Annotated in this window: 20 protein-coding genes and 1 other RNA gene; 11 read left to right on the top strand and 10 right to left on the bottom strand. The window is 56.4% G+C overall.

Annotated elements, in window-relative coordinates; translation table 11 throughout:
* Positions 1-4 precede the first annotated feature (4 nt).
* The 7 genes from ihfA (at position 5) to selO (ending at position 5,775) form a co-directional block, all read left to right on the top strand.
* Positions 5-304, top strand: a complete 300-nt coding sequence (gene ihfA, locus C3451_RS02020) for an integration host factor subunit alpha (RefSeq protein WP_003857805.1) — start codon at positions 5-7, stop codon at positions 302-304.
* A 103-nt stretch (positions 305-407) separates the two neighbouring features.
* Entirely contained in the window at positions 408-1,388 is a 981-nt protein-coding gene (gene btuC, locus C3451_RS02015; RefSeq protein ID WP_124304206.1) for a vitamin B12 ABC transporter permease BtuC, read from the top strand.
* 33 nt (positions 1,389-1,421) lie between these two features.
* Positions 1,422-1,973 carry a glutathione peroxidase gene (locus C3451_RS02010; protein ID WP_045621441.1) on the top strand — a complete coding sequence of 184 codons (552 nt, stop codon included), beginning with the start codon at positions 1,422-1,424 and terminating at the stop codon, positions 1,971-1,973.
* The gene (gene btuD, locus C3451_RS02005; protein ID WP_045621443.1) at positions 1,973-2,728 is read left to right on the top strand and encodes a vitamin B12 ABC transporter ATP-binding protein BtuD; all 756 of its coding nucleotides are present in this window, start codon (positions 1,973-1,975) and stop codon (positions 2,726-2,728) included. Before C3451_RS02010 ends, btuD begins: the two co-directional genes overlap by 1 nt.
* A 72-nt stretch (positions 2,729-2,800) precedes the next feature.
* Positions 2,801-3,265, top strand: a complete 465-nt coding sequence (locus C3451_RS02000) for an NlpC/P60 family protein (RefSeq protein ID WP_015570730.1) — start codon at positions 2,801-2,803, stop codon at positions 3,263-3,265.
* 292 nt (positions 3,266-3,557) lie between these two features.
* Positions 3,558-4,271, top strand: a complete 714-nt coding sequence (locus C3451_RS01995) for an EAL domain-containing protein (protein WP_045621446.1) — start codon at positions 3,558-3,560, stop codon at positions 4,269-4,271.
* 61 nt (positions 4,272-4,332) lie between these two features.
* A complete protein-coding gene (selO, locus tag C3451_RS01990) occupies positions 4,333-5,775 on the top strand; it encodes a protein adenylyltransferase SelO (RefSeq protein WP_045621448.1) in 1,443 nt (480 codons plus the stop codon).
* Here the strand turns inward: selO and C3451_RS01985 are convergent.
* From C3451_RS01985 to ppsR, 8 genes are all read right to left on the bottom strand, one after another.
* Positions 5,772-6,551, bottom strand: a complete 780-nt coding sequence (locus C3451_RS01985) for a heme ABC transporter ATP-binding protein (RefSeq protein ID WP_045621450.1) — start codon at positions 6,549-6,551, stop codon at positions 5,772-5,774. The genes selO and C3451_RS01985 overlap by 4 nt on opposite strands.
* Positions 6,544-7,536, bottom strand: coding sequence for an iron ABC transporter permease (locus C3451_RS01980; RefSeq protein ID WP_023299913.1), 993 nt, complete (start codon positions 7,534-7,536; stop codon positions 6,544-6,546). The genes C3451_RS01985 and C3451_RS01980 overlap by 8 nt, the downstream gene beginning before the upstream one ends.
* Positions 7,536-8,354, bottom strand: a complete 819-nt coding sequence (locus tag C3451_RS01975; protein WP_045621453.1) for a hemin ABC transporter substrate-binding protein — start codon at positions 8,352-8,354, stop codon at positions 7,536-7,538. The genes C3451_RS01980 and C3451_RS01975 overlap by 1 nt, the downstream gene beginning before the upstream one ends.
* Entirely contained in the window at positions 8,351-9,379 is a 1,029-nt protein-coding gene (chuS, locus tag C3451_RS01970) for a hematinate-forming heme oxygenase ChuS (RefSeq protein ID WP_032624871.1), read from the bottom strand. The genes C3451_RS01975 and chuS overlap by 4 nt, the downstream gene beginning before the upstream one ends.
* 35 nt (positions 9,380-9,414) lie before the next feature.
* On the bottom strand, positions 9,415-11,397 hold the full coding sequence (locus tag C3451_RS01965) for a TonB-dependent hemoglobin/transferrin/lactoferrin family receptor (RefSeq protein ID WP_045621454.1): 1,983 nt from the start codon (positions 11,395-11,397) through the stop codon (positions 9,415-9,417).
* A 76-nt stretch (positions 11,398-11,473) separates the two neighbouring features.
* Complete coding sequence (gene hemP, locus C3451_RS01960; RefSeq protein ID WP_022647850.1) at positions 11,474-11,662, bottom strand: hemin uptake protein HemP; 189 nt, start codon at positions 11,660-11,662, stop codon at positions 11,474-11,476.
* A gap of 646 nt (positions 11,663-12,308) precedes the next feature.
* Entirely contained in the window at positions 12,309-13,355 is a 1,047-nt protein-coding gene (aroH, locus tag C3451_RS01955) for a 3-deoxy-7-phosphoheptulonate synthase AroH (RefSeq protein WP_022647851.1), read from the bottom strand.
* Between the two features lie 150 nt (positions 13,356-13,505).
* A complete protein-coding gene (gene ppsR, locus C3451_RS01950; RefSeq protein ID WP_017384644.1) occupies positions 13,506-14,339 on the bottom strand; it encodes a posphoenolpyruvate synthetase regulatory kinase/phosphorylase PpsR in 834 nt (277 codons plus the stop codon).
* 335 nt (positions 14,340-14,674) lie between these two features.
* On the opposite strand from ppsR, the gene ppsA reads away from it, so the two are divergent.
* The 4 genes from ppsA to C3451_RS01930 all read left to right on the top strand — a co-directional run bounded on the left by ppsA (position 14,675) and on the right by C3451_RS01930 (position 21,632).
* Positions 14,675-17,053 (top strand): phosphoenolpyruvate synthase, encoded by a 2,379-nt coding sequence (ppsA, locus tag C3451_RS01945; RefSeq protein ID WP_023305974.1) that lies wholly within the window; start codon positions 14,675-14,677, stop codon positions 17,051-17,053.
* A gap of 234 nt (positions 17,054-17,287) precedes the next feature.
* Positions 17,288-18,688: an MFS transporter gene (locus tag C3451_RS01940; RefSeq protein WP_038415905.1), complete on the top strand. Its 1,401-nt coding sequence runs from the start codon at positions 17,288-17,290 to the stop codon at positions 18,686-18,688.
* A gap of 3 nt (positions 18,689-18,691) precedes the next feature.
* A complete protein-coding gene (locus C3451_RS01935) occupies positions 18,692-21,067 on the top strand; it encodes a glycoside hydrolase family 3 N-terminal domain-containing protein (protein ID WP_124304205.1) in 2,376 nt (791 codons plus the stop codon).
* Between the two features lie 358 nt (positions 21,068-21,425).
* On the top strand, positions 21,426-21,632 hold the full coding sequence (locus C3451_RS01930; RefSeq protein ID WP_022647855.1) for a hypothetical protein: 207 nt from the start codon (positions 21,426-21,428) through the stop codon (positions 21,630-21,632).
* Between the two features lie 400 nt (positions 21,633-22,032).
* Here the strand turns inward: C3451_RS01930 and rprA are convergent.
* An RNA gene (gene rprA, locus C3451_RS01925) (antisense sRNA RprA) lies at positions 22,033-22,140 on the bottom strand.
* A gap of 209 nt (positions 22,141-22,349) precedes the next feature.
* The gene (gene ydiK, locus C3451_RS01920) at positions 22,350-23,465 is read right to left on the bottom strand and encodes an AI-2E family transporter YdiK (RefSeq protein ID WP_022647856.1); all 1,116 of its coding nucleotides are present in this window, start codon (positions 23,463-23,465) and stop codon (positions 22,350-22,352) included.
* Positions 23,466-23,631: the final 166 nt, after the last annotated feature.

Here is a 23,631-nt window from a genome sequence, read left to right as displayed (position 1 = left end):
ACCTATGGCGCTTACAAAAGCTGAAATGTCAGAATATCTGTTTGATAAGCTTGGGCTTAGCAAACGGGATGCCAAAGAGCTGGTAGAGCTGTTTTTCGAAGAGATCCGTCGTGCTCTGGAAAATGGTGAGCAGGTTAAACTCTCCGGCTTTGGCAATTTTGATTTGCGAGACAAAAACCAACGTCCGGGCCGTAACCCGAAGACGGGGGAAGATATTCCCATTACAGCCCGCCGCGTGGTGACCTTCAGACCCGGACAGAAGTTAAAAAGCCGTGTCGAAAACGCAACGCCCAAAGCAGAGTAATATGAACTAACTAAAAAGGCCGCTCACGCGGCCTTTTTTCTTTGCGCTATTTGCTAAACCCGCCGTAAAATCAATGATATCTCAACCGGATAACCTATCGTCTATGCTTGATCTTGCCCGTCTTCAGCACCGCTCCGATCTCCGCCGCCTGTGTCTGCTCGGGGTGCTGATGATTGTCGCCACCACCGTCAGCCTGTGTGCGGGCGACCGGTGGCTGGGACCGGAAAGCTGGTTTACGCCTGAGGGACAGCTCTTTGTCTGGCAGATCCGCCTGCCACGGACGCTGGCTGTGCTTTTAGTCGGCGCTGCGCTGGCGCTGTGCGGCACGATCATGCAGGCATTATTTGAAAACCCTCTGGCGGAACCCGGACTTCTCGGGGTGTCGAATGGCGCAGGCGTCGGGCTTATCGCCGCCGTGATGCTGGGGGGAGGCGAGCTCTCCGCCTGTGGGATTAGCCTCAGCGCTATCCTTGGCGCGCTGTTGATAACCCTTATCCTTCTGCGCTTTGCTCGTCGCCATTTATCCACCAGCCGGCTGCTGCTTGCCGGGGTAGCGTTGGGGATCATCTGTAGCGCGCTGATGACATGGGCCGTCTACTTCTCCACCTCTTTCGATCTGCGCCAGTTAATGTACTGGATGATGGGGGGATTTGGTGGCGTTGACTGGCGTCAGGGGTGGCTGATGGTGCTCCTGATCCCGGTCATCCTGTGGACGGCGTTCCAGGCGCAGCCGCTTAATATTCTCGCGCTGGGCGAAACGTCTGCTCGCCAGCTTGGGATGCCGATTGGCTTCTGGCGCAACGTGCTGGTTATCGCTATCGGCTGGATGGTGGGCGTAAGCGTGGCGCTGGCGGGGGCGATTGGCTTTATTGGGCTGGTGATCCCGCATATGCTGCGCCTGTGCGGTATTACGGACCACCGAACCCTGCTTCCGGCCTCGGCGGTTGCCGGGGCGGCAACGCTGCTGATTGCCGATATCATCGCCCGGCTTGCGCTGACGGCCGCTGAGTTGCCGATAGGCGTGGTGACCGCAACGCTGGGCGCACCGGTCTTTATCTGGCTACTATTAAAAGCTGGACGTTAAAACACAACCTGTAAGTCAACCTGAGGGAATGCTATGCAGTCTGATATTCTGAATACCGAAGTGACTACCATTGACGGCGAGAAAACCACGCTGGAAGGCTACAAGGGCAAGGTACTGCTCATCGTGAACGTGGCATCGAAATGTGGCCTTACGCCGCAGTATGAACAGCTGGAAAACATTCATAAAGCCTGGGAAAAAGACGGCTTTACCGTACTCGGCTTCCCGTGCAACCAGTTCCTGGGCCAGGAGCCGGGCAGCGAAGAGGAGATTAAGACCTTTTGCAGCACAACCTATGGTGTGACGTTCCCGATGTTCAGCAAAATTGATGTGAACGGGGAAAATCGTCATCCGCTGTATGCCAAACTGGTGGCCGCGGCGCCGACCGCCGTTGCGCCTGAAGAGAGTGGTTTCTATGAGCGTATGGCGAGCAAAGGTCGCGCGCCGCTCTATCCGGACGATATTCTGTGGAACTTCGAAAAATTCCTGATTGGCCGTGACGGTCTGGTCGTGCAGCGTTTCTCGCCTGACATGACGCCTGAAGATCCTATCGTGATGGAATCAATCAAGCTGGCGCTAGCGAAATAATGACGCTGCTGATGCAGCTCACAGGCGTTGCCGGGAAGGGACGTCTTGAGCCTGTTACCGCCGCAGTCAACGCAGGTGAAATCCTTCACCTGGTTGGGCCTAACGGCGCCGGAAAAAGCACGCTGCTGGCGCGCATGGCGGGGCTGACCCGCGGGGAAGGGGAGATTACCTTTCTCGGGCAATCGCTCGTCAACTGGCTACCCTCTACACTCGCCTCCCGTCGAAGCTATCTGGTTCAGCAGCAGGTTCCGCCCTTTGCAATGCCCGTCTGGCACTACCTGACGCTGCACCTGCCTGATAAAAATCAGGTAGCATTGCTCCATGACGTTGCTACGGCGCTCGGGTTAGACGATAAGCTCACCCGACAGGCCAGCCAGCTTTCCGGTGGCGAATGGCAGCGCGTGCGTCTGGCCGCCGTCATCCTTCAGGTTCATCCGGTGGGAAATCCTCACGGGCGGTTGCTGCTGCTGGACGAGCCGATGAGCGGACTGGACGTTGCCCAGCAGGCAGCGCTGGATACTCTGCTCAGCGCGCTGTGTCGCAAGGGCATCGCCATTGTGATGAGCAGCCATGATTTAAACCATACGTTGCGCCACGCGCATCGGGTGTGGTTGCTGGCGCGTGGCAAACTGATTGCCAGCGGAACGCGCGACAGCGTGCTGACGGCCTCCAATCTTGCGAGTGCTTACCACATGTCGTTCCGGAGGCTGGATATTGAAGGCCACAAGATGCTCATTTCCACGACGCAGGAGTAACCTTTCTTGCACAGCCGCATAGATGCACGCTAAATTACCGAAAGAACAAAAAAAGCAGAGGATTCGTCTGAAATGCGATTCTGGTTTCTCCTTGTTGCGGCGCTATTTCTTGCAGGATGCAGCAGCCATCGTGCACCTCCGCCTAACCCACGGCTTTCTGACTCCATTACGGTCATTGCCAGCCTGAACGATCAGCTCAGCAACTGGCGCGGCACCCCTTATCGCTACGGCGGGATGAGCCGGGGCGGGGTGGATTGCTCGGGATTTGTGCTAATGACTTTCCGCGATAAATTTGACCTACAGCTTCCGCGTGAAACGCGTATGCAGGCGAAAATCGGCACTGAAATTGATAAAGACGAGCTCCTGCCCGGCGATCTGGTCTTTTTTAAAACAGGTTCCGGTGAAAGCGGCCTTCATGTCGGCATTTATGACACCGATAATCAGTTCATTCATGCCTCGACCAGCCGCGGCGTGATGCGCTCCTCTCTCGATAATGTTTACTGGCGTAAAAATTTCTGGCAGGCCAGGCGTATTTAACCGCTGCATAAAGATGCAGCGCGGAAGGCCTGGCGGTGAAAATAGCCGTCAGGCTTTTCTTGCGGGTGGATTAAAGTAAAATTTTTGCCCACTTATTTTTGTCAGCATGTGCCTGTTTTATCTAAAACTGGCTATTATTCAATAACCAGGATAAGATTATTTTAGATTCAGGGAAAAATCTGAAAATTAATACTGAAAGAATGAAATTAATCTTATTAAAATCAAGACAGTGGAATTGTGCCTGCAATTGCTCCAGGATGTTCTCTCTCATCTTTAATGCAGGACAAGGGCGATGATTATTACGCTAGATAATGCTTACCAGTCTGAACTTTTACTCCTTCCGGCGCGTGATAGTGCAGGTTTGCTTAAAGGTTTAGAGATTTTGGTTAACTTTACTGGCGTGGGTACGGACGTACGAATCCCGACTGAACTGGTTATCCCTCATCTTTCTCAGGAAGATGAATTAGTGCTGTTTCAGGAAAAACTGCAATTACTGGATACCTGTAAGCTATTTTTTATTCAGCATCAGTTAATTGCATGGATCAATATTACACCTGCAATTGTTGAGTTTTTATTAACTAATGAGAACGCTGTTTCAATCCTTGATCGTTATCCGTTTCTTGAGTTTACTGTTAATGAGAACTATCCAGGTTTAAATAACGGGAAAGACGATCTGATGCTTGCAAGAATGGCGATCCATTTCCCCTTAGTGCTGGCTAACTTTGGTGCAGGGGCTGCATCCCTTAAACCGGTTTATGATGGTCTGTTCAAACGGGTGATTCTGGATAAAAACTTTATTCATCAGCGCGTCTCGGCGCTCTCTTTCGAGCCATTTATGCGCGCCATTCTCTGGCAGATCGCGCCGCATTGTCAGTCGGTCATGGTCTCGGGAATTGACGATCACGGCATCTTACAACGCGTGCTGCCCTTCAATTTTGGCGCAATGCAGGGAACCCTGTGGCCTGCCGTCCCGGCAGAACGCGTAACGACCCTCGTTCAGCAATAACCCCTTTCTTCGCCCGTGTTTACGTCAAGGGAAACCCTCTACACTTAAAGCAGGAGGACTTATGACCCTGTCTTTTACTGCTCACTGGCACGATGAATTACCCGGCTTTTACACCGCGCTTAAGCCCACGCCTTTACAGAACGCGCGTCTTATCTGGCATAACGATGCATTAGCGGATTCGCTTGGCATCCCTTCGACACTTTTTCAGTCAGAAAAGGGCGCCGGTGTCTGGGGCGGCGAAACGCTGCTTCCGGGCATGAAGCCTCTGGCTCAGGTCTACAGCGGACATCAGTTTGGCGTCTGGGCGGGACAGCTCGGCGATGGTCGCGGCATCCTGCTGGGTGAACAGGTTCTGCCGAATGGCGAAACGCTCGACTGGCACCTGAAAGGGGCAGGGTTAACACCGTACTCACGCATGGGGGATGGCCGCGCGGTGCTGCGTTCAACCATTCGTGAAAGTCTGGCTTCCGAGGCGATGCATGCCCTGGGGATCCCCACCTCACGCGCGCTGTCCATTGTCACCAGCGACACGCCGGTGGCCCGTGAGACGATAGAGCAGGGGGCGATGCTGATCCGCGTGGCGGAAAGCCATCTGCGTTTTGGCCATTTTGAACACTTCTACTATCGCCGCGAGCCGGATAAAGTCCGCCAGCTTGCCGATTACGCCCTTCGACGTCACTGGCCGCACCTGCAAAACGAACCGGACCGCTATGTTCTCTGGTTCCGTGATATTGTCGCGCGCACCGCCTCAATGATTGCCCGCTGGCAGGCCGTCGGCTTTGCCCACGGGGTGATGAATACCGACAACATGTCCCTGTTAGGGCTGACGTTTGACTACGGTCCGTACGGCTTCCTTGATGACTATCAACCGGGTTACATCTGTAACCATTCGGACTATCAGGGGCGTTACCGTTTCGACAACCAGCCTGCGGTGGGGCTGTGGAACCTTCAGCGGCTTGCGCAAAGCCTGTCGCCGTTTATCGACGTCGATGCCCTGAACGATGCGCTCGATACCTATCAGGAGGTTTTGCTGCGGGAATATGGTGTGTTAATGCGCAACAAGCTGGGGCTGATGACGCAGGAAAAAGGCGATAACGCGCTACTGAATGGGCTGTTTGCCATCATGGCGCGTGAAGGCAGCGACTATACCCGAACCTTCCGTATGCTAAGCCAGACTGCGCAACAGAGCGCCGCTTCACCGCTGCGTGACGAGTTCATCGATCGACAGGCGTTTGATGACTGGTTTGCCACTTACCGGGCGCGTTTACAGCAGGAACAGATTGATGACGATACCCGCCAGGCGCGGATGAAGGCGGTTAACCCGGCGATGGTGTTGCGCAACTGGCTGGCGCAGCGGGCTATTGAGCAGGCAGAGCAGGGGGATTATGCCGAGCTGCATCGGCTGCATATCGCCCTGCGCACGCCGTTTGCTGACCGGGAGGATGACTATGTCAGCCGCCCGCCGGACTGGGGCAAGCGACTGGAAGTGAGCTGCTCAAGCTAAGGGGCGAGAAAAACCTGCGGCGCGGCGTGCGCCGGATGTCTGCCGACGTGCACCTGCGCACCGTACCAGCGCGCCAGCGCGTCGGCCTGCAATACCGTCTCCGGTATGCCCTGAGAAACAATCCTGCCGTTGTGTAACAGCAGGATCCGGTCCGACCATAACGCGGCGAGATTAAGATCGTGCAGCACCACGCAGGCGTGAAGATGACCCAGCCGGGTCAGCGATTTCAACAGGCGCAGCAGATGCTGCTGGTGGTAGAGATCCAGCGCTGAAGTGGGTTCGTCGAGAAACAGCCAGCCGCGCGGCGTTCCCTCACGCCACAGCTGCGCCAGCGCGCGGGCGAGCTGAACGCGCTGCTGCTCGCCGCCCGAGAGGGAATGATAACGTCTGCCAGCCAGCGGCAGGCAACCGGTCAGCTGCATCACCTCACGCACAATCGACGGTTCAGGTTGACGCGACCAGGGCGCACGCCCCATTCCAACGATCTCCTCCACCAGCCAGTCAAATCCAGGCTGAGTATGCTGACGCATCACTGCCCGATAGCGGGACAGCGTCTCCGGGTGCCATTCATCCAGCGCTTTCCCCGCCAGCGAACAGCCGCCGCTGTCGGGTTTCAGGTAGCCGGTCAGCAGTCGCAGCAGCGTGGATTTCCCCGCGCCGTTGGGACCGATCAATGTAACCAGCTCTCCCTGCGACAGTGACAGCGAAACGTTATCTGTCAGCGTGCGGCCAGACCGGGTAAAAGTCAGATTTTCAGCCGTATAACGTTCAGCCATGCTGTTCTCCACGACGAAAAATGAGCCATAAGAACCAGGGGGCGCCAAGGATGCTGGTGAGCAACCCGACCGGCATTTCTGCCGGGGCGACCAGAGTGCGGGCTACCGTATCCGCCACCAGCAGCAGAAAAGCGCCCGCGAGAACCGTGCCGGGGAGGGTTGCCCGGTGATCGGCGCCCAGCCACATGCGCATCAGGTGCGGCACCACGAGTCCGACAAAGCCAATCACGCCGCTGACGGCGACAGCCGCAGCGACCAGCAGAGCGCTGCATAACAGTAATATTCGCTGTACAAGGGCAACGTCCACGCCGAGATAATGCGCTTCCTCTTCACCCAGTTGCAGTAAATTTAACGCGCTGGCACAACGCCAGATCGCCAGAGCGGCAGGCACCATCAGCGAGATCACGGCGAGCAGCGTTGACCACTGCGCCTGACCGAGACTTCCCATTCCCCAGAGTGAAAGCTGACGCAACTGGGCGTCATTGCTGACCCACGAAAGCACACCCACTGCCGCACCGCACAGGGCATTGATGGCGATACCCACCAGCAACAGACGTGACAGAGAGGTGTCACGCTGCTTGCTGAGCAGGAAGATCACGCCTGTGGCTGCCAGCGCCCCAAAAAATGCCGCCAGCATCGGGGCATAAAGCATCACCAGCGCGGGCAGCGAGAGCGGGAGCACCACCCACAGGGCGACGGCCAGCGCCGCACCGCTGCTGATCCCGAGCAGGCCCGGGTCGGCCAGCGGATTGCGGAACAGCCCCTGCATGACGCAGCCGGCGAGCGCCAGCGACCCGCCAATCACCAGCGCCAGCAGCACGCGGGGCAGACGGATGGTGAGCCAGATCTGGCGTAGCGTCTCATCGCTGCCGCTCCACAGCACGTTCACTGGCAGGCGTAACGCCCCAAAACCGGTAGCCATGAACGTCATGACGGTAAGCAACCCCGCCAGAAGCCATAACGATAACGTGATGCGCCGGGACATCAGGGCAGTTGCTCCGCTCTGGCACGCAGTTGTTGTATGGCTTTCGGCGTGCGGACGCTGAAGCCCAGCAGGGCCATGTCATCAATAGCCAGCACCTGCTTGCTTCGCCCCGCTGGCGTTTGCGCCAGGCCGGGCAGTTTCCACAGATTTTGTTCGCCGCCCAGCGCGTTAAGGCCGTCCTGCGAAATCACCACCAGATCCGGCTGGCTGGCCATTACCCCCTCCTGGGAGAGCGGCTGATAGCGGGTAAAGCCCTGCATGGCGTTCTGCAACCCGGCGGCGCGTATTGCCGCATCCGCGCCGGTCTGTTGCCCGGCCGCCATTGCGGTCATTCCGCCGTGGCTGAGGATAAACAGCACCCGCTTGTTGAGCGGTGTTGAGGGCAGAGCCGCCAGCGCCTGACGCAGCGAGTTGCGCAGGGTTTCCCCTTGCACCTCATGATGCGTCGCCTGAGCTATCACCCGCACTTTTTCGTCAATCGTGCGCAGGTCAGGCGTGCCGGGAACGGTAACCACCCGGACGTGGCTCTGTTCAACCTGTTTCAGCGCCAGAGAGGGTTGCGCCTGGTCGCTTGCCAGCACCAACGTCGGGCGTACAGACAGAATTCCCTCCGCATTCAGCTGGCGGAGATACCCCACGTCAGGCAGCGCCTTTGTCGCCTGCGGCCACTGGCTGGTACTGTCGCGCGCAACCAGAGAAGACTCCGCGCCGAGGGCGTAGACGATCTCCGTCACGTCGCCGCCGAGGGCGACAATTCTCTCCGGCGCGGCGACGGCGACCAGCGGCAGGGCGCAGAGCAGGGCAAACCAGTTTTTCATGCGGCCAGCCCTTCTGGCGTCAGAGCGTCAATCTGGCGGCGCCACTGGCTCTGCTCCGGCTCGCCTTCGGTACGCTGCCCGTAGAGCTGGGCGATCTGAGTTCCATCCGCAGCAAACAGCTCCAGGCTGGTAACGTGTCCGTCTGCCGTGGGCTTACGCGTAACCCACGTCTCCGCGATAGTCTCCTCCAGCAGATGCAGGGTAAAGGTTGGGTTGAAGATGTTCAGCCAGCCCTTCATGGGCGTCAGTTTTTCCACCACACCGGTGAAGATCTGCACGCAACCGCGGTTGCCGACGAAGATCATGATTTCGTTTCCGTCCTGTTGCGCCGTCTCCAGCAGTTGTGCAAGCGCGCTGTTATCCACCTTACAGGCCAGATCGTCACTCACCAGACGAAACGCCTGCTGGCGGCTCAGGTTATGGCGCTTCAATAAGCTAAAGAATTGATGCACGTCGGTCATGGCGCGCCACTCTTTCTCCACCGAGCCTGCATCTGCACCGTCGGAATGCGCGGGGGCTTCGACAGCCTTCAGCGCCAGAGCGGGGTTATCGGCAATGATAAAACGGGTCAGGACGTCGCCCCAGGCGGCAACGTCGGTGTGATCCGTGGTGTAGACCTTCAGTAAAGCGTCGCCCTGATGATCGAAGAACTGAATGCTCTGACGTTCGCCGCGGGAGGTCGTTTCGCTAATGTGAAACGCGCTCGCCCACTGGTTGAGGAACAAACGCAGATCCAGCGCGCGCGGATTCAGCACCAGCCCGGCATGACCGCCGAGGTGCTGGTGAGTAAACGCTCCAACCTGTTCGTGAACGGCGTATTCGTTACGGCAGATGCATTTGGTTTCCCCCACGGACTCCAGCGCTGCCAGAATCTCGCGGATTTCACCGCGCAGCCGCCAGGCGTCGTGTCCAACGCGCGCAAATGCCAGCTCTGCTTCGCTGATGTGCATTAATCCGGCGATATCACGGGCGTACTTACCCGGATGTTCTTCTTTAAGCTCAAGCCAGCGTGTGTAGTGACCCATAATCTTATCCTTCTGAATCGTTGCCCCGAAGGGAATTACCATTGATAACTGACGAATATCTTGCCGTTGCGGCCATCCTGCGGGATGCCCTGCGGTGACCAGTAGGCTTTGTCGAAGGCGTTCCCCAGCACGAGGGTGGTGGTGATGCCTTTGAACTGCTGCTGGCCTTTATAACTGACGTAGAAATCATTTACTGCGTAGCCAGGCTGCTCGCTGTAGCTGCTGCTGATGTGCGTTGAACGTTCGACGAAGGTGCCGATCCAGCCCACGGAGAAGCCGCTTTGCGCCACCGGGATATCCAGCTTGCTGGTGACGGTGTCCGGGTTGATGCTGGAGATATATTCACCCGTGTCGGTATCTTTCCCGCGCGTGCGGTTATAGGCCACGTCGAGGTTGAACAGGCTGGTGGCGTAGGTTGCCATCATGTCCCAGCCCCAGATTTTGGCATTTGGTACGTTATAGGACATGGTGGTGGCCGCCGCAAAATCGACGGTGGTAGAGATGTAATCTTTTGCTTTGGTGTCGAAGTAGCTGGCTTTGAACTCCAGCGCGTCGTTGGCGAGTAGCAGATCGTCAAAACGCAGCCCAAAACCGAACTCCTGGGTTTCGTTGGTCTCCGGACGCAGGTTCGGGTTCGGCACCCAGTAGTTAGTGTAGAAGCTGCCGATAGAGAAGTGCTTTGAGTCGTTATACATCTCGCCCATCGTTGGCGCGCGGAAGGCCTGGGCGTAAGAGCCGAACAGCATCAGCCAGTCGGTTGGACTCACGGTTAACCCGGCGCGTGATGACCATTTATCCGCATCCACGTCGTCGTAACCGTCGCTGCTGCCGCGGTAGTTGTCGTAACGCGTCCCGCCGAGAAGCGTTACCGGCAGGTCGCGCAGGGTGATCTCATCCTGCAACCAGCCGGAGCTGAAGTCGATTTTAGCGTCCGGGAAGCCGGTGGTCGCGCCGCCAGGGTGTTGATCCTGACGGTAGTATTCCCCGCCGTAGGTCAGCAGGTGCGAGGCGAAGGAGTCGCTAAACAGGCGGGTGCGGTTTTCCACTTTGCCGCCTTTGGTGGTCTGCTTACGGAACTCGCCGCTGGCGTCGATGTTCTGGGCGTTGATCCGCGCTTCGGACCAGTAAATTTTCGCATCGGCGTTCAGCCAGTCGTTTCCGGCTGGCGCAATGCGGTAGCCAAGCTGGGCATCGCGCTGAATGGTGGAACGATCGGTCATCGGGTTACTGCTGCTGGCATCCGTGGTCTGCGGGTTTTTCGGCTCCTGCGCGTCGTTGTTGTAGTAGCGCAGGGAGCCGCTCAGCGTCTGAGCCGGATCAATTTTCCAGCTGCCTTTCGCCAGCATATTGTTGATGGATTCGTCGTTTGGCGCCCTCGCGCCGTCACTCTGGCGAATGTCGCCGCGATCGCGGCTGGACCAGGAGACCACACCGTCCAGGGTATCGGTGCGGCCATAGGCGCTGGCGCCCATCCCGATGCTGTGATCGCCCGTTGCACCGGTAGCAAATACGCGATAGCCGCTATTTTTACCTGCGTCCAGCAGATCGCTGGCGTCGACGGTATCATACGAAATAACGCCGCCCAGCGCGCCGCTGCCGTACAGCAAGGCGGAAGGGCCACGTACCACTTCGATACGTTTGATCAGCGCCGGATCGAGGAACGTGCTGTTCAGGTGTCCGGTATCGGTGCCCTGGCGTACGCCATCCACCAGCACCAGCACGCCACGTCGGTCGTAACCGCGCAGGTTAACGTCCTGGCCGTTGGTGCGACCGGTGCCGTCCAGCATCAGGCCAGGCACCTTGCGCAGCAGGTCGGCGGCGGAGCTGGCGGTCTGGTTTTCCGGGGCGGTGGCGTCAATCACGCTCACCATCATGGGGGCTTCAAAGGCGCTGCGGGCATTGCCGGTGGCGGTAACGGTGATATCGTCTGCGGCGGCAAACGCAACGCCCGGCAGGGTGCTGACAATCGCCAGCGCCAGAAGAGACGGGCGTAAAGACGCGGATTGCAGGTGTGGCATAGCAACTCTCCATAAGAATTGAAAAGCGCTGGCTGCCTGGGGATCACCTGGGTGGCTGGCGAATGTGTTGTCTGGATTATTTAGTCAGGATCAGTTTTCCGGCATTGGTCTGGCGCAGCAGGTAGTGCTGGCCGTCATGCTCGATAATGACCCGTCCCTCCTCACCCAACAGGCTTTTGCTGTCGATTCGGCGATCGGTGGGAGCAGGGGACGGCGCTGTGTGTGTTTTTACTGGCGTTGCCGCGCTGTTATCGGTCGGTGACATAATGTTTATAAATAAAAATCAATGTAACAATGATAATCATTATCAATAAACTGCAAATTCACGGCAAGCGTTTTTATGAAAATTGTGTGACGGGATCAAATTTGGGGGAGAGGTGCGGTCTGATGCCCTCACCCCGACCCTCTCCCATGGGGCTGAGGGATCCCCAGTAATTTTTTTATGCAGAAGCAATAAAGTTGCTTTCTAAATGACTGAGGGCTGTCAGCGATGCCCTGGTCCGGCTGTAAATCGCTGAGGCGTTTCCTGCAGGCCGGGGCGAGGCGCAGGGATGCGCCGAGAGGGCGGCTTTACAGGGACGTTGCCTCCGCCCGTACCCGATAAGCCGGAAGGAATAAGCCGAGGGCACCGCGAAGCGGCGATTTACCGCCGGGAGCCCGGGTCGCCAGGGTGGTGGCGACTGAGCCACCCTGGCACGTTCACCGGTCATGTCGTTACAGAGTAGCAAGGAACATAAAGTGAACGGAATGACCACCACCGCCGTATGTTCCCCTCACCCTAACCCTCTCCCCGGAGGGGCGAGGGGATTGCTCAGTGCTCGCATTAATTTGTGGGGAACCCTCAGCCCATGGGGAGAGGGAGAAGGGCACGTACCGTAGGCCGGGTAAGCGCAGCGTCACCCGGCAGGATTTTAAAAGCGCGTGTCCACGGCTGAAGCCAGCTTCTCCAGCAGCCGTTCGCTGTCTTCCCAGCTCAGGCACGGGTCGGTAATCGACTGGCCGTACACCATTTGCTGTCCGGCGACGATCTTCTGCGTGCCTTCTTTGATAAAGCTCTCCGCCATAATTCCTGCAATGGCGGTCGAGCCGCTGCGGATCTGCTGGCAGACTTCATCGCAGACGTCCAGCTGGCGGCGGTGCTGTTTCTGGCAGTTGCCGTGGCTGAAATCCACCACCAGATGCTCCGGCAGGTCAAATTCCGCCAGCGTTTCGCAGGCGGCGGCAATATCTTCTGCATGGTAATTCGGTTTTTTACCGCCACGCATAATGATATGTCCGAACGGGTTGCCGCTGGTCTGGTAGATGGTCATCTGGCCGTTTTTATCCGGGGAGAGGAACATATGGCTGGCGCGTGACGCGCGGATGGCATCAACGGCGATGCGGGTATTGCCGTCCGTTCCGTTTTTGAAGCCCACCGGGCAAGAGAGCGCCGACGCCATTTCACGGTGGATCTGGCTTTCGGTGGTACGCGCGCCAATCGCGCCCCAGCTAATGAGGTCGGCAATAAACTGTCCGGTCACCATATCCAGAAATTCGGTAGCGGTCGGCACGCCCAGCTCGTTAACCTGTAGCAGCAGCTTACGCGCCAGCGCAATGCCGTGATTCACCCGGTAACTACCGTTCAGATCGGGATCGGATATCAATCCTTTCCAGCCCACGACGGTACGCGGTTTTTCAAAGTAGGTACGCATCACGATCTCCAGGCGATCCTGATACGTGCCGCGCAGCGTCTGAAGGCGTTGTGCATAATCCATCGCCGCGTCCAGGTCGTGGATGGAGCAGGGGCCAATTACTACCAGAAGACGTTTGTCTTCACCATTGAGAATTTTTTCGATGCGGCGACGGGAGGCCGTCACATGGTCCGCCACCTCGTCGGAAACGGGGTGCAGCCGGGCCAGTTCAGCCGGGGTGACCAGGCTATCAATGCGCGCGGTGCGCAGTTCGTCGGTTTTGTTCATGGAATGTCTCAGAAATTTTTTGCTTCATCGGCAGACTACCGGGAAGTGATGGGCATCACCTTAAACCAATCCCTGCTGATTTCAAGTTCGGGGCACGTCGCCCCGAGGATGGCATGATAATAACTGAAACTGGATTAATGTACTAGCATATTAGTACATGCGGCGATTCAGTCCCATGATATCGAGGATCTTGGTGGCAATTTCTTCTACTGAATAGTTGGTACTGTTCAGCCAGGGGATCTGATTTTTCCGGTACAGCGCTTCGACTTCGGAGACTTCCATTCGGCACTGGCGCATTGAGGCGTAGCGGCTGTTCTCGCGACGTTCTTCGCGGATCGCCGCCAGTCGTTCCGGGTTGATGGTCAGCCCAAACAGCTTATGCTGAAGCGGCTTGAGCGCGGCAGGCAGCACCAGGTTGTCCATATCATCGGCAATAAAGGGGTAGTTGGCGGCGCGAATGCCAAACTGCATTGCCAGGTAAAGGCTGGTGGGGGTTTTACCGCAGCGCGACACGCCAAGCAAAATGACCTGCGCCTGGTCCAGATTGCGCAGCGAGATCCCGTCGTCGTGCGCCAGAGTGTAGTCAATGGCGGCAATACGCGCATCGTATTTGGTCAGGTTGCCGGGGTTCAGCCCGTGGGTACGGTGAGCGATCGGCGTCGGGTCGAGCTTCAGCTCGCTTTGCAAGGGTGCAACCAGCGCCTGCACGATATCCTGACAGAAGCCCTCGCTTTGCAGAATGATGTTGCGGATCTCAGGGATCACAATGGAATAGAACACCAGCGGACGAACACCGGTCTGCTGGTAAATGGCGTCGATCTGGTCCTTGACCGCTTTGGCCCGGCTCTCGTTTTCCACGAACGGCAGCGTGATGCTGTTTATCGACACGGGAAACTGCGACATCACCGCGTGTCCCAGCACCTCGGCGGTAATCGCCGTCCCATCAGAAATATAAAAAACGTGACGATCGACAGCATTATCCATTTTATCCACCCAGAATAGCGTACGTAATTGCCTGAAAGCATAAATTAAAAAAGTTAATTGCACAGCAAAGAACTTATCTGAATTTAAAATGAAATGGTGTTTTTGATTTTCCTGAAAAGTGGATTTCATTTTCTGATTAGCGGCGTTATTTCTATGGTTTTTGCCGGAATCTATAGGAATCATCGGGTTAGCGAGTGCGGGGAAACTGTCCGAAAAGTTGAAAATTTAAATTGCTTACACGATTCACCGTTTTTTTAGCGGAAATAAATATGCCAGTATAAATACGTAGTCAGGTGTTTCTTACTCCGATCAAATATCACAAAAGGATTGTTTCGATGTCCAACAATGGCTCGTCACCGCTGGTGCTTTGGTATAACCAACTCGGCATGAATGATGTAGACAGAGTTGGGGGCAAAAATGCCTCCCTGGGTGAAATGATTACAAATCTGTCCGGTATGGGTGTCTCCGTACCAAACGGGTTTGCCACAACCGCCGATGCGTTTAACCTGTTTTTAGACCAGAGCGGTGTAAACCAGCGCATTTACGACCTGCTGGATAAAACGGATATTGATGATGTCACCGAGCTTGCCAAAGCCGGCGCGCAAATCCGCCAGTGGATCATCGACACACCTTTCCAGCCGGAACTGGAAAAAGCCATCCATGACGCCTACAACCAGCTCTCCGCTGACGACGCGCAGGCCTCCTTTGCCGTGCGCTCTTCCGCTACCGCGGAAGATATGCCGGATGCCTCTTTCGCCGGACAGCAGGAAACCTTCCTCAACGTCCAGGGTTACGAGGCGGTACTGGTGGCGGTGAAGCATGTGTTTGCTTCCCTGTTCAACGACCGCGCCATCTCCTATCGCGTGCATCAGGGCTATGACCACCGCGGCGTCGCGCTCTCCGCAGGCGTACAGCGCATGGTGCGCTCCGACGTGGGCTCTTCCGGCGTGATGTTCTCTATCGACACGGAATCCGGCTTCGACCAGGTGGTGTTTATCACCTCCGCGTGGGGTCTGGGCGAGATGGTGGTGCAGGGGGCGGTGAACCCTGACGAATTCTATGTGCACAAGCCTACGCTGGCGGCTAACCGTCCGGCAGTGGTTCGCCGCACCATGGGCTCGAAAAAAATCCGCATGATCTATGCCCCGACGCAAGAGCATGGCAAGCAGGTCACCATTGAAGATGTGCCGCAGGAGCAGCGGGATCGCTTCTCGCTCACCGACGCCGAAGTGGAAGAGCTGGCAAAGCAGGCGGTGCAGATTGAAAAACACTATGGCCGTCCGATGGACATCGAGTGGGCCAAAGACGGACACACCGGCAAGCTGTTTATCGTGCAGGCGCGTCCGGAAACCGTCCGTTCGCGCGGTCAGGTCATGGAGCGCTACACCCTGCACGCGCAGGGCAAAATTGTCGCGGAAGGTCGTGCGATTGGTCACCGCATCGGTGCCGGTCCAGTGAAAGTGATCCACGACATCAGCGAGATGAATCGCATTCAGCCTGGCGACGTGCTGGTGACCGACATGACCGACCCGGACTGGGAGCCGATCATGAAGAAAGCGGCTGCTATCGTCACCAACCGTGGTGGCCGTACCTGTCACGCGGCTATCATTGCCCGTGAGCTGGGGATCCCGGCGGTAGTCGGCTGTGGTGACGCGACCGAACGCATGAAGGACGACCAGAACGTGACGGTCTCCTGTGCCGAAGGCGATACCGGTTACGTGTATGCCGATATCCTCGACTTCAGCGTGAAGAGCTCCAGCGTGGATACCATGCCGGACCTGCCGCTGAAAATCATGATGAACGTCGGTAACCCGGATCGCGCGTTTGACTTCGCCTGCCTGCCGAACGAAGGCGTGGGCCTGGCGCGTCTGGAATTCATCATCAACCGCATGATAGGCGTTCACCCGCGCGCGCTGCTGGAGTTTGACGACCAGGACGCGAAGCTGCAAAACGAAATCCGCGAGATGATGAAGGGTTACGACTCGCCGAGAGAGTTCTATGTCGGCCGCCTGACGGAAGGCATCGCCACGCTCGGCGCGGCCTTCTACCCGAAACGCGTGATCGTGCGTCTGTCGGACTTTAAGTCCAACGAATATGCCAACCTGGTGGGCGGCGAACGCTACGAGCCGGAAGAAGAGAACCCGATGCTGGGCTTCCGCGGCGCCGGACGCTACGTGTCGGAAAGCTTCCGCGACTGCTTCGCGCTGGAGTGCGAAGCGGTAAAACGCGTGCGCAACGACATGGGGCTGACCAACGTGGAAATCATGATCCCGTTCGTCCGTACCGTGGATCAGGCGAAAGCGGTGGTGGATGAGCTGGCGCGTCAGGGGCTGAAGCGCGGCGAGAACGGGCTGAAGATCATCATGATGTGTGAAATTCCGTCCAACGCCCTGCTGGCCGAGCAGTTCCTGGAGCACTTCGACGGCTTCTCCATTGGTTCGAATGATATGACGCAGCTGGCGCTCGGCCTGGACCGCGACTCCGGCGTCGTCTCTGAGCTGTTTGATGAGCGTAACGAGGCGGTGAAGGCGCTGCTCTCCATGGCCATCCGTGCGGCGAAGAAACAGGGTAAATATGTCGGGATCTGCGGGCAGGGTCCTTCTGACCATGAAGACTTTGCGGCCTGGCTGATGGATGAGGGGATTGATAGCCTCTCCCTGAACCCGGACACCGTGGTGCAAACCTGGCTGAGCCTGGCAGAGCTGAACAAGTAAAACCTGCATAACCTGAAAAAGGCGAGGATATCTGTCCTCGCCTTTTTTATTTTCCTGCGAATATGCTCACCATCACAAATAAAGCAAAAAACCAAATATCATAATTTATCTGTTAATTTAGACAATTGTTAGTGGGCAGGGCGTTGCTAATACTTGAGCCTTACCGCGTACATCCGTCGGGATGATGCGCGACTGGTTGAAATACGTTTTAACCTGATAAAAAGGCAAATAACAATGACAATCTCCTCTGTATTACGTACCAAAGATAAAATAGGTTATGGCCTAGGTGATATGGCCAGCGCGCTGGTCTGGCAAACGGCAACGTTATTTCTCGCGTATTTCTATACGGACGTATTCGGTTTGCCGGCGGCCATTATGGGCACCATGTTTTTAGTGGTGCGCGTGATCGATGCGTTTGTCGATCCGTGCATTGGCGCTCTGGTGGACCGCACTCAGACCCGCCACGGTCGTTTTCGTCCCTGGCTGCTCTGGTTTGCCATTCCGTTTGGCGTGAGCTGCCTGATTACCTTCTACGTACCGGATGCCGGGCAGACGGCGAAAATTGTCTATGCCTGCGTAACCTATGCCATCCTGAGCCTGATCTACTCCGCGATTAACGTCCCATACTGCGCCATGCCCGGCGCGCTGACGCTCGACCCGCGCGAGCGCCACTCGCTGCAATCCTGGCGCTTTGGCCTGTCGTTTATCGGCGGGTTGATTGTAACGGTCATCGCGCTGCCGCTGGTCTCATTATTAGGTCAGGGGAATGTGCAAAAAGGTTATTTCTATGCCATGAGCCTGATGGGGCTGCTGGGTATTATTTTATTCTTCTGCTGCTTCTTTATGACCCGGGAGCGTTACTCGCCGCGCAATGACACCTCCGGCTCGATGCTGACGGATTTAAAACTGCTGGCCGCCAACAGCCAGTGGCGAATTGTTTTTCTGTTTAATATTTTACTGTTAACCGCCGTCGTGACGCGTGGCTCTGCGACCATGTATTACGTTAACTATGTTCTGTTACGCCCTGAACTGGTCTTTGCCTTTATTGTTTCCGGCATGGTGGCATCCTTAAGCGGCGCATTATTATCTGAACGCCTGCTGGGGAAATTTGATCGCGTACGTGCCTATCAGTGGACCATTATTTCTTTCGTTATTTTTGGCGCGTTGATTTTCTTCATTCCTCCTTCGCAGGTGTGGCTGATATTCGGTCTGAATATTGTGTTTAGTTTTATTCAGAACCTGACCACGCCGCTGCAATGGACCATGTTCTCCGATGTGGTGGACTACGAAGAACACCGCAGCGGCCGCCGTCTGGACGGGCTGGTCTTTTCTACCGCCCTGTTTGCCATCAAGTTTGGGTTGGCGCTGGGTGGGGCGGTAGTCGGTTGGGTGCTGGGCATGGTGGATTACGCGCCCGGACAGGCAAACCAGGCGCCTCACGTCCTCGCAACCATCAATGCCCTGTTCACCCTGATCCCCTGCGCGCTGTTCCTCTGCATGGTGGCGCTCCTTGCTATCTACAAACTCAACAGCCGACTGGTGGATTCCATTGCCCGTGAGCTGGCCAGCAAGCGAGACATTCGAAACGATGCGGGGCAGCTCAGCCCGGTAACCCAATCCGCACTACAGGAGTAAACCATGACTGTGATCTACAAGGACGCGGGACGTCCCGTACACGAGCGTGTCGCTGATTTACTGGCGCGTATGACGCCGGAAGAGAAATTTGCCCAGATGCACGCGTACTGGCTGATCCTCGATGAACACGGCAGCCACCGCGAGCGCAGCGATTTGAGCGATGAGTTCGCCGGCGTGAGCGAACAGGCGTCCCTCAGCGAAAGGCTGAAGCTGGGCGTCGGGCAGATCACCCGTCCGCTCGGCACGCACATTGTTGATGCAAAAACCGGCGTGCGTGCCGCTAACCGCCTGCAACGTATGATGATGGAGGAGACCCGGCTCGGCATTCCGGCGCTGTTTCATGAGGAGTGTCTGGTGGGGCTGCTGTGCAAAGATGCAACCCTGTTCCCGTCGTCGCTGAACTACGGTTCCACCTGGGACCCGGCGCTGGTGCAGCGCGCGGCGGAGCATATTGGCAACGAGGCCCGGTCTGTCGGGTGCCAGCAGGGGCTGGCCCCGGTGCTGGATGTCTCGCGCGATGTGCGCTGGGGACGGACGGAAGAGACCTTTGGGGAAGATCCGTGGCTGGTAGGGGTGATGGCGACGGCGTACGTGAAGGGGTTGCAGGGCGATAAGCGCGATCTGCTGGCGACCCTGAAACATTACGTGGGGCACTCCTTCAGCGAAGGGGCGCGCAATCATGCGCCGGTCCATCTGGGTTTCAGCGAGCTAAACGATACCTTCCTGCTACCGTTTGAGATGGCGGTGAAGCTGGCCAACGTCGGTTCGGTGATGCCGGCCTATCATGACATCGATAATCAGCCAGGGCACAGCGACCATTTCCTGCTCACCACCGTGCTGCGTGAACAGTGGGGCTTCGACGGCATTATTGTCGCGGATTACGGCGGCGTCAGCCTGCTGCACCAGCACCATGGGATTTCTCACGATCCAGCAGAATCGGCGGCGCTGGCGTTTAACGCCGGGCTGGACGTGGAATTGCCGAAGGATGACTGCGCGCGTCATCTGGCGGAAGCGGTAGAGCGTGGGCTTATCTCAATGGCGAAAGTGGATGAGATTGTGGCGCGCGTGCTAAGTGAAAAATTCCGTCTCGGGCTGTTTGAAAAACCGTACGCCGACGAAAAAGGTATCGATTTGCAGAATGAGACGACCCGACAGGTGGCGCGCGAGGTGGCAACAAAATCGATCACGCTGCTGGAAAATAACGGCATTTTGCCCCTCGGCGGAAAACCCCGTGTAGCGGTAGTGGGGCCGACGGCGGACGATCCGCTGGCGTTGCTGAGCGGCTACAGCTTCCCGGTTCACCTGATCATCAGCGATATGGTTGAAGAGACCTCGCAGGTGACAACCCCGCGCGCGGCGCTGGAACAGTACCTTGGTGCATCGCAGATACGTTACGCCAAAGGGTGCCACATTATCGAAAAACGGATGGCGGGTGCGCCGGTGTTCCCGGGCGACAGCGGCGGTAAACCGATGCAGCAATCGCCGGTTTCACAACGCACGGATTTGATCCCCGAAGCCGTGAGCGCGGCAAAAGAGAGTGACGTGGTGGTGGCCTGCGTGGGCGACCTCGCCGGGCTATTCCAGAGCGGCACCGTGGGGGAAGGATCGGATACCGATTCGCTGAATCTGCCGGGCGTGCAGCAACAGCTGCTGGAGGAGCTGGTGGCAACCGGCAAGCCGGTAATTGTCGTCATGACGGGCGGGCGTCCTTATAACCTTCAGGGGCTGGAAGAGAAGGTGGCCGCGCTGATGATGGCCTGGGCGCCGGGGCAGGAAGGGGGCTGGGCGATTGCCGATATCTTAACCGGCCGCGCGGAGCCGCAGGGCAGGCTAGTAGTCAGCGTGCCGAAAAACGCCGGGGCGATGCCGTACTACTATAACCACAAGCTGAAAAGCGGCGGCACGCCGTTTGCGTTCCATTTTGGCGCACTTTACCCGTTCGGTTACGGTCTTGGCTGGACGCAGTTTCGCTGGAGTGCGGCGCGTCTCGCTGAAAGCCACGTCCCGGTCGACGGAGAGGTGGTGTTAAGCGTCGATGTCAGTAACATCGGGGGGCGCAGCGGCAGCGAAGTAATACAGGTGTACGTGCGTGACAAAGTCGCGACGCAGGTTCGTCCGCTTCAGGAGCTGAAAGCGTTTCAACGCGTTACGCTTTCACCGGGAGAAACCGCCACCCTGACCTTTACCTTGCCGGTGGAGATGTTTAATTTCACCCGCCGGGACGGGAAGCGAATTGTCGAGCCAGGTGAATTTGAGCTACAGGTTGGCGCGTCCTCGGCGGATATTCGCGAGGTGGTGAACGTGCAGGTGACCGGGGAGACGCGGGTGCTGGAGGGGGAATGGCAGATGTTGAGTAGGAGTGAAATTTGTAAAAATTAATATTCAGGACTCGCCTGGCCACAAAGGCGAGTCCTCTTTCAAGCAATTAAAAGAAGAAAATGAACTTACAAAGCACTAATAACTTAAAAAAATAGTTCGCATAAGAATAGTCTTAGCCGCCTTGCTCTGAGCCTGGAACTGATATAGCTACTCCTCACCGTCTGCTGGTTGCAGGACTGCGCCAGATAGCCTGATAGGTTTGATGAGCTATAAAAGATGAAATTTAAATGAAGATACGGACTCTGTCTGATTTAAGTTCCCTGTGCAACGGCTACATGACAACGCAATGCAGGGAAAACGAAGACCTACAGTGCATAGCGTCAGAACTCAGGATTCAATAAGTAACTGGAGAGGTTAAGTGGTTGTAGATATTTCGGTGTTATTCATTATTCTTTTAATGATTGTGTGCGCCCTGATTTATCGCCTTTCTGTCATGGAAGATAAGTTGTTAGCAATGGAGTTAAGACACGCTACGGAAGTCAACGCAGCGCGTAGAGAAGGGTATATAAACTGCATGAATCTTCATGCTCAGGTTGAAAAAAGTATAAAAGATAAAGCTAAATGATGGCGTTTTTAGGAACGCCAGTTTGGCTGTTATATCATTTACTGTGCTTGCCTTGATGTTTATCTTTTTTCTTATGGCGGGAAAATAACCCACATAACTATTATTGACAGAAGAAAAAGGTGCAGGCGCTGCTCCTGGAGTGGTCAGCCGCCTTAAACGTGGTGATGCTCATTACAACGTGAACGTGCTCGCGCTGATGAACGGGCAGAGGCTACTAATAATTCAGAGTAAAAGGAACACCTGGCGGTACGAGAAAGATATTCAGTAGATAGTAAAATGGCATATGCTTATGACGAATGGAACTAAACAGTAAAACTCTTTCATCGCTATTCATCCGTCTGTAATGAACGGTTTTTTCGTTTAAAACACGCCTAAATCCTGTGCGCTCAGCATAAGTTAAATAAAAAAAAGCCCATCGTGGGAGATGGGCAAAGACTACACACAGCAATTCGTTGTTTCACTCAGGGGATTTCCATGCTTATAAATCAAGGTGTTGATTTATAACCGTGTCTTAATAGTAGGCATGCCAACTTTATGAGTCGATCGGATTCGTCTCAATAGTTAAAGGGAGGTAAAGATTTCTTGAAGAGAATGACGGTTTTAGGCATGAAAAGGCGGGTCTGACCAGTGCGCAGAGAATAAATAGTTTAGCAACGTTTAAGTATTCCTGCGAAGAGTGTAGGCCGGGTAAGGGTTAGCGCCACCCGGCAAAGGTTATTACTGCGCGTTCTTATCTTCCAGCTCTTCAAGTTCGCTTAAGATGAGGTCCGGATCGGTTCCGGGTGGCGGCACTTCATGCACCCAGGCAGAGAAGAGACGCCAGGTTACCGCAAGCAGCACCGGACCGATAAACAGGCCAATCATGCCGAAGGCAATCAACCCCCCGATCACCCCGGACAGGATCAGAATCAGCGGCAGATCAGCGCCCATGCGGATGAGGAGAGGACGAATCACGTTATCCATGGTGCCCACCACGCAACTCCAGACCAGCAGCACCGTGCCCCAGGTCGTGTCCCCCGTCCAGTAAAGCCAGATAATGCAGGGAACCAGCACCAGCAGCGGACCAAGCTGTGCCAGACAGGTCATCAGCATGACAACGGTGAAAATGGTGGCATAAGGTACGCCGGAAACCGCCAGCCCGATACCGCCAAGCACCGCCTGCACCAGCGCTGTGACCACCACGCCGAGCGCCACCGCGCGAACGGCCTGGGCTGCCAGCAGCACGGCCGCATCGCCGCGTTTACCTGCCAGTCGGGTGGCGAAATGGCGTACCCCCAGCGCAACCTGCTCGCCGCGCCAGTACAGCAGGGCGCTGAAGACCAGCATCAACGTACAGTGCATCATGAAGCGACCAATATGCGCAGCCTGCCCGACAAACCAGGTGGTGGTTGTGCCGATGTACGGGCGCACTTTGGCCATCAGGGCGCTACCGCCCATCTCCAGCAGGCTGTGCCAGCCGCTGTATAGTTTTGCGCCCACAACAGGAATGCTGTTCAGCCACGCGAGATCCGGCAGCGTCATGTCACCGCTGGTGACCGCGCGAATAACCGGGCCGCTGCTGTCAACCAGGCTGTTAACCAGCAGCGCAATGGGAATAATAAACAGCAGGAACAGCAGCAGCGTCATCACCAGCACGGCAAGGCCGCGGCGACCAAACAGCAGTTTCTGCAAACGTAAGAGTAAAGGCCAGGTTGCGACCACGACGGTCGCGGCCCAGGCAAATCCGAGCACGAAAGGACGAACAATCCACAGACACGCAATAATCATAATGGCTAAGAACAGCACCGACAGCAGTATCTGTGCGACATCCCTGGGCTGACGAAGATTGACCATAAACGAAACTTTCCTTAAATGAACACCAGCAAGGCTGATGGGAATATAAACCGCATCTCTCTAATCATTAGTGATTTCAGCGATTTTTAACAGGCGGATTTTGCCCGTAATTCTACGAAGCACATAAGAAAAAAATGTGATAAAACTTTCCAGACACAACGCAAAC

It is taken from the genome of Enterobacter sp. 301B (genome assembly GCF_003850715.1).
GTDB classification, from domain to species: domain Bacteria; phylum Pseudomonadota; class Gammaproteobacteria; order Enterobacterales; family Enterobacteriaceae; genus Enterobacter; species Enterobacter intestinihominis.
Note: the sequence above shows the minus strand (reverse complement) of the source record. Positions and strands in the feature narration are given on the sequence as shown.

Excerpts from the sequence above, each read along its gene's own strand:
- btuC (WP_124304206.1), top strand. The coding sequence starts at position 408 with ATGCTTGATCTTGCCCGTCTTCAGCACCGCTCCGATCTCCGCCGCCTG.
- hemP (WP_022647850.1), bottom strand. The coding sequence starts at position 11,662 with ATGTCACCGACCGATAACAGCGCGGCAACGCCAGTAAAAACACACACA.
- C3451_RS01935 (WP_124304205.1), top strand. The coding sequence starts at position 18,692 with ATGACTGTGATCTACAAGGACGCGGGACGTCCCGTACACGAGCGTGTC.
- C3451_RS02000 (WP_015570730.1), top strand. The coding sequence starts at position 2,801 with ATGCGATTCTGGTTTCTCCTTGTTGCGGCGCTATTTCTTGCAGGATGC.
- C3451_RS01940 (WP_038415905.1), top strand. The coding sequence starts at position 17,288 with ATGACAATCTCCTCTGTATTACGTACCAAAGATAAAATAGGTTATGGC.
- chuS (WP_032624871.1), bottom strand. The coding sequence starts at position 9,379 with ATGGGTCACTACACACGCTGGCTTGAGCTTAAAGAAGAACATCCGGGT.
- C3451_RS01975 (WP_045621453.1), bottom strand. The coding sequence starts at position 8,354 with ATGAAAAACTGGTTTGCCCTGCTCTGCGCCCTGCCGCTGGTCGCCGTC.
- ppsA (WP_023305974.1), top strand. The coding sequence starts at position 14,675 with ATGTCCAACAATGGCTCGTCACCGCTGGTGCTTTGGTATAACCAACTC.
- C3451_RS01995 (WP_045621446.1), top strand. The coding sequence starts at position 3,558 with ATGATTATTACGCTAGATAATGCTTACCAGTCTGAACTTTTACTCCTT.
- selO (WP_045621448.1), top strand. The coding sequence starts at position 4,333 with ATGACCCTGTCTTTTACTGCTCACTGGCACGATGAATTACCCGGCTTT.
- C3451_RS01980 (WP_023299913.1), bottom strand. The coding sequence starts at position 7,536 with ATGTCCCGGCGCATCACGTTATCGTTATGGCTTCTGGCGGGGTTGCTT.
- ppsR (WP_017384644.1), bottom strand. The coding sequence starts at position 14,339 with ATGGATAATGCTGTCGATCGTCACGTTTTTTATATTTCTGATGGGACG.
- C3451_RS01985 (WP_045621450.1), bottom strand. The coding sequence starts at position 6,551 with ATGGCTGAACGTTATACGGCTGAAAATCTGACTTTTACCCGGTCTGGC.
- ydiK (WP_022647856.1), bottom strand. The coding sequence starts at position 23,465 with ATGGTCAATCTTCGTCAGCCCAGGGATGTCGCACAGATACTGCTGTCG.
- C3451_RS02010 (WP_045621441.1), top strand. The coding sequence starts at position 1,422 with ATGCAGTCTGATATTCTGAATACCGAAGTGACTACCATTGACGGCGAG.
- C3451_RS01965 (WP_045621454.1), bottom strand. The coding sequence starts at position 11,397 with ATGCCACACCTGCAATCCGCGTCTTTACGCCCGTCTCTTCTGGCGCTG.
- aroH (WP_022647851.1), bottom strand. The coding sequence starts at position 13,355 with ATGAACAAAACCGACGAACTGCGCACCGCGCGCATTGATAGCCTGGTC.
- btuD (WP_045621443.1), top strand. The coding sequence starts at position 1,973 with ATGACGCTGCTGATGCAGCTCACAGGCGTTGCCGGGAAGGGACGTCTT.
- ihfA (WP_003857805.1), top strand. The coding sequence starts at position 5 with ATGGCGCTTACAAAAGCTGAAATGTCAGAATATCTGTTTGATAAGCTT.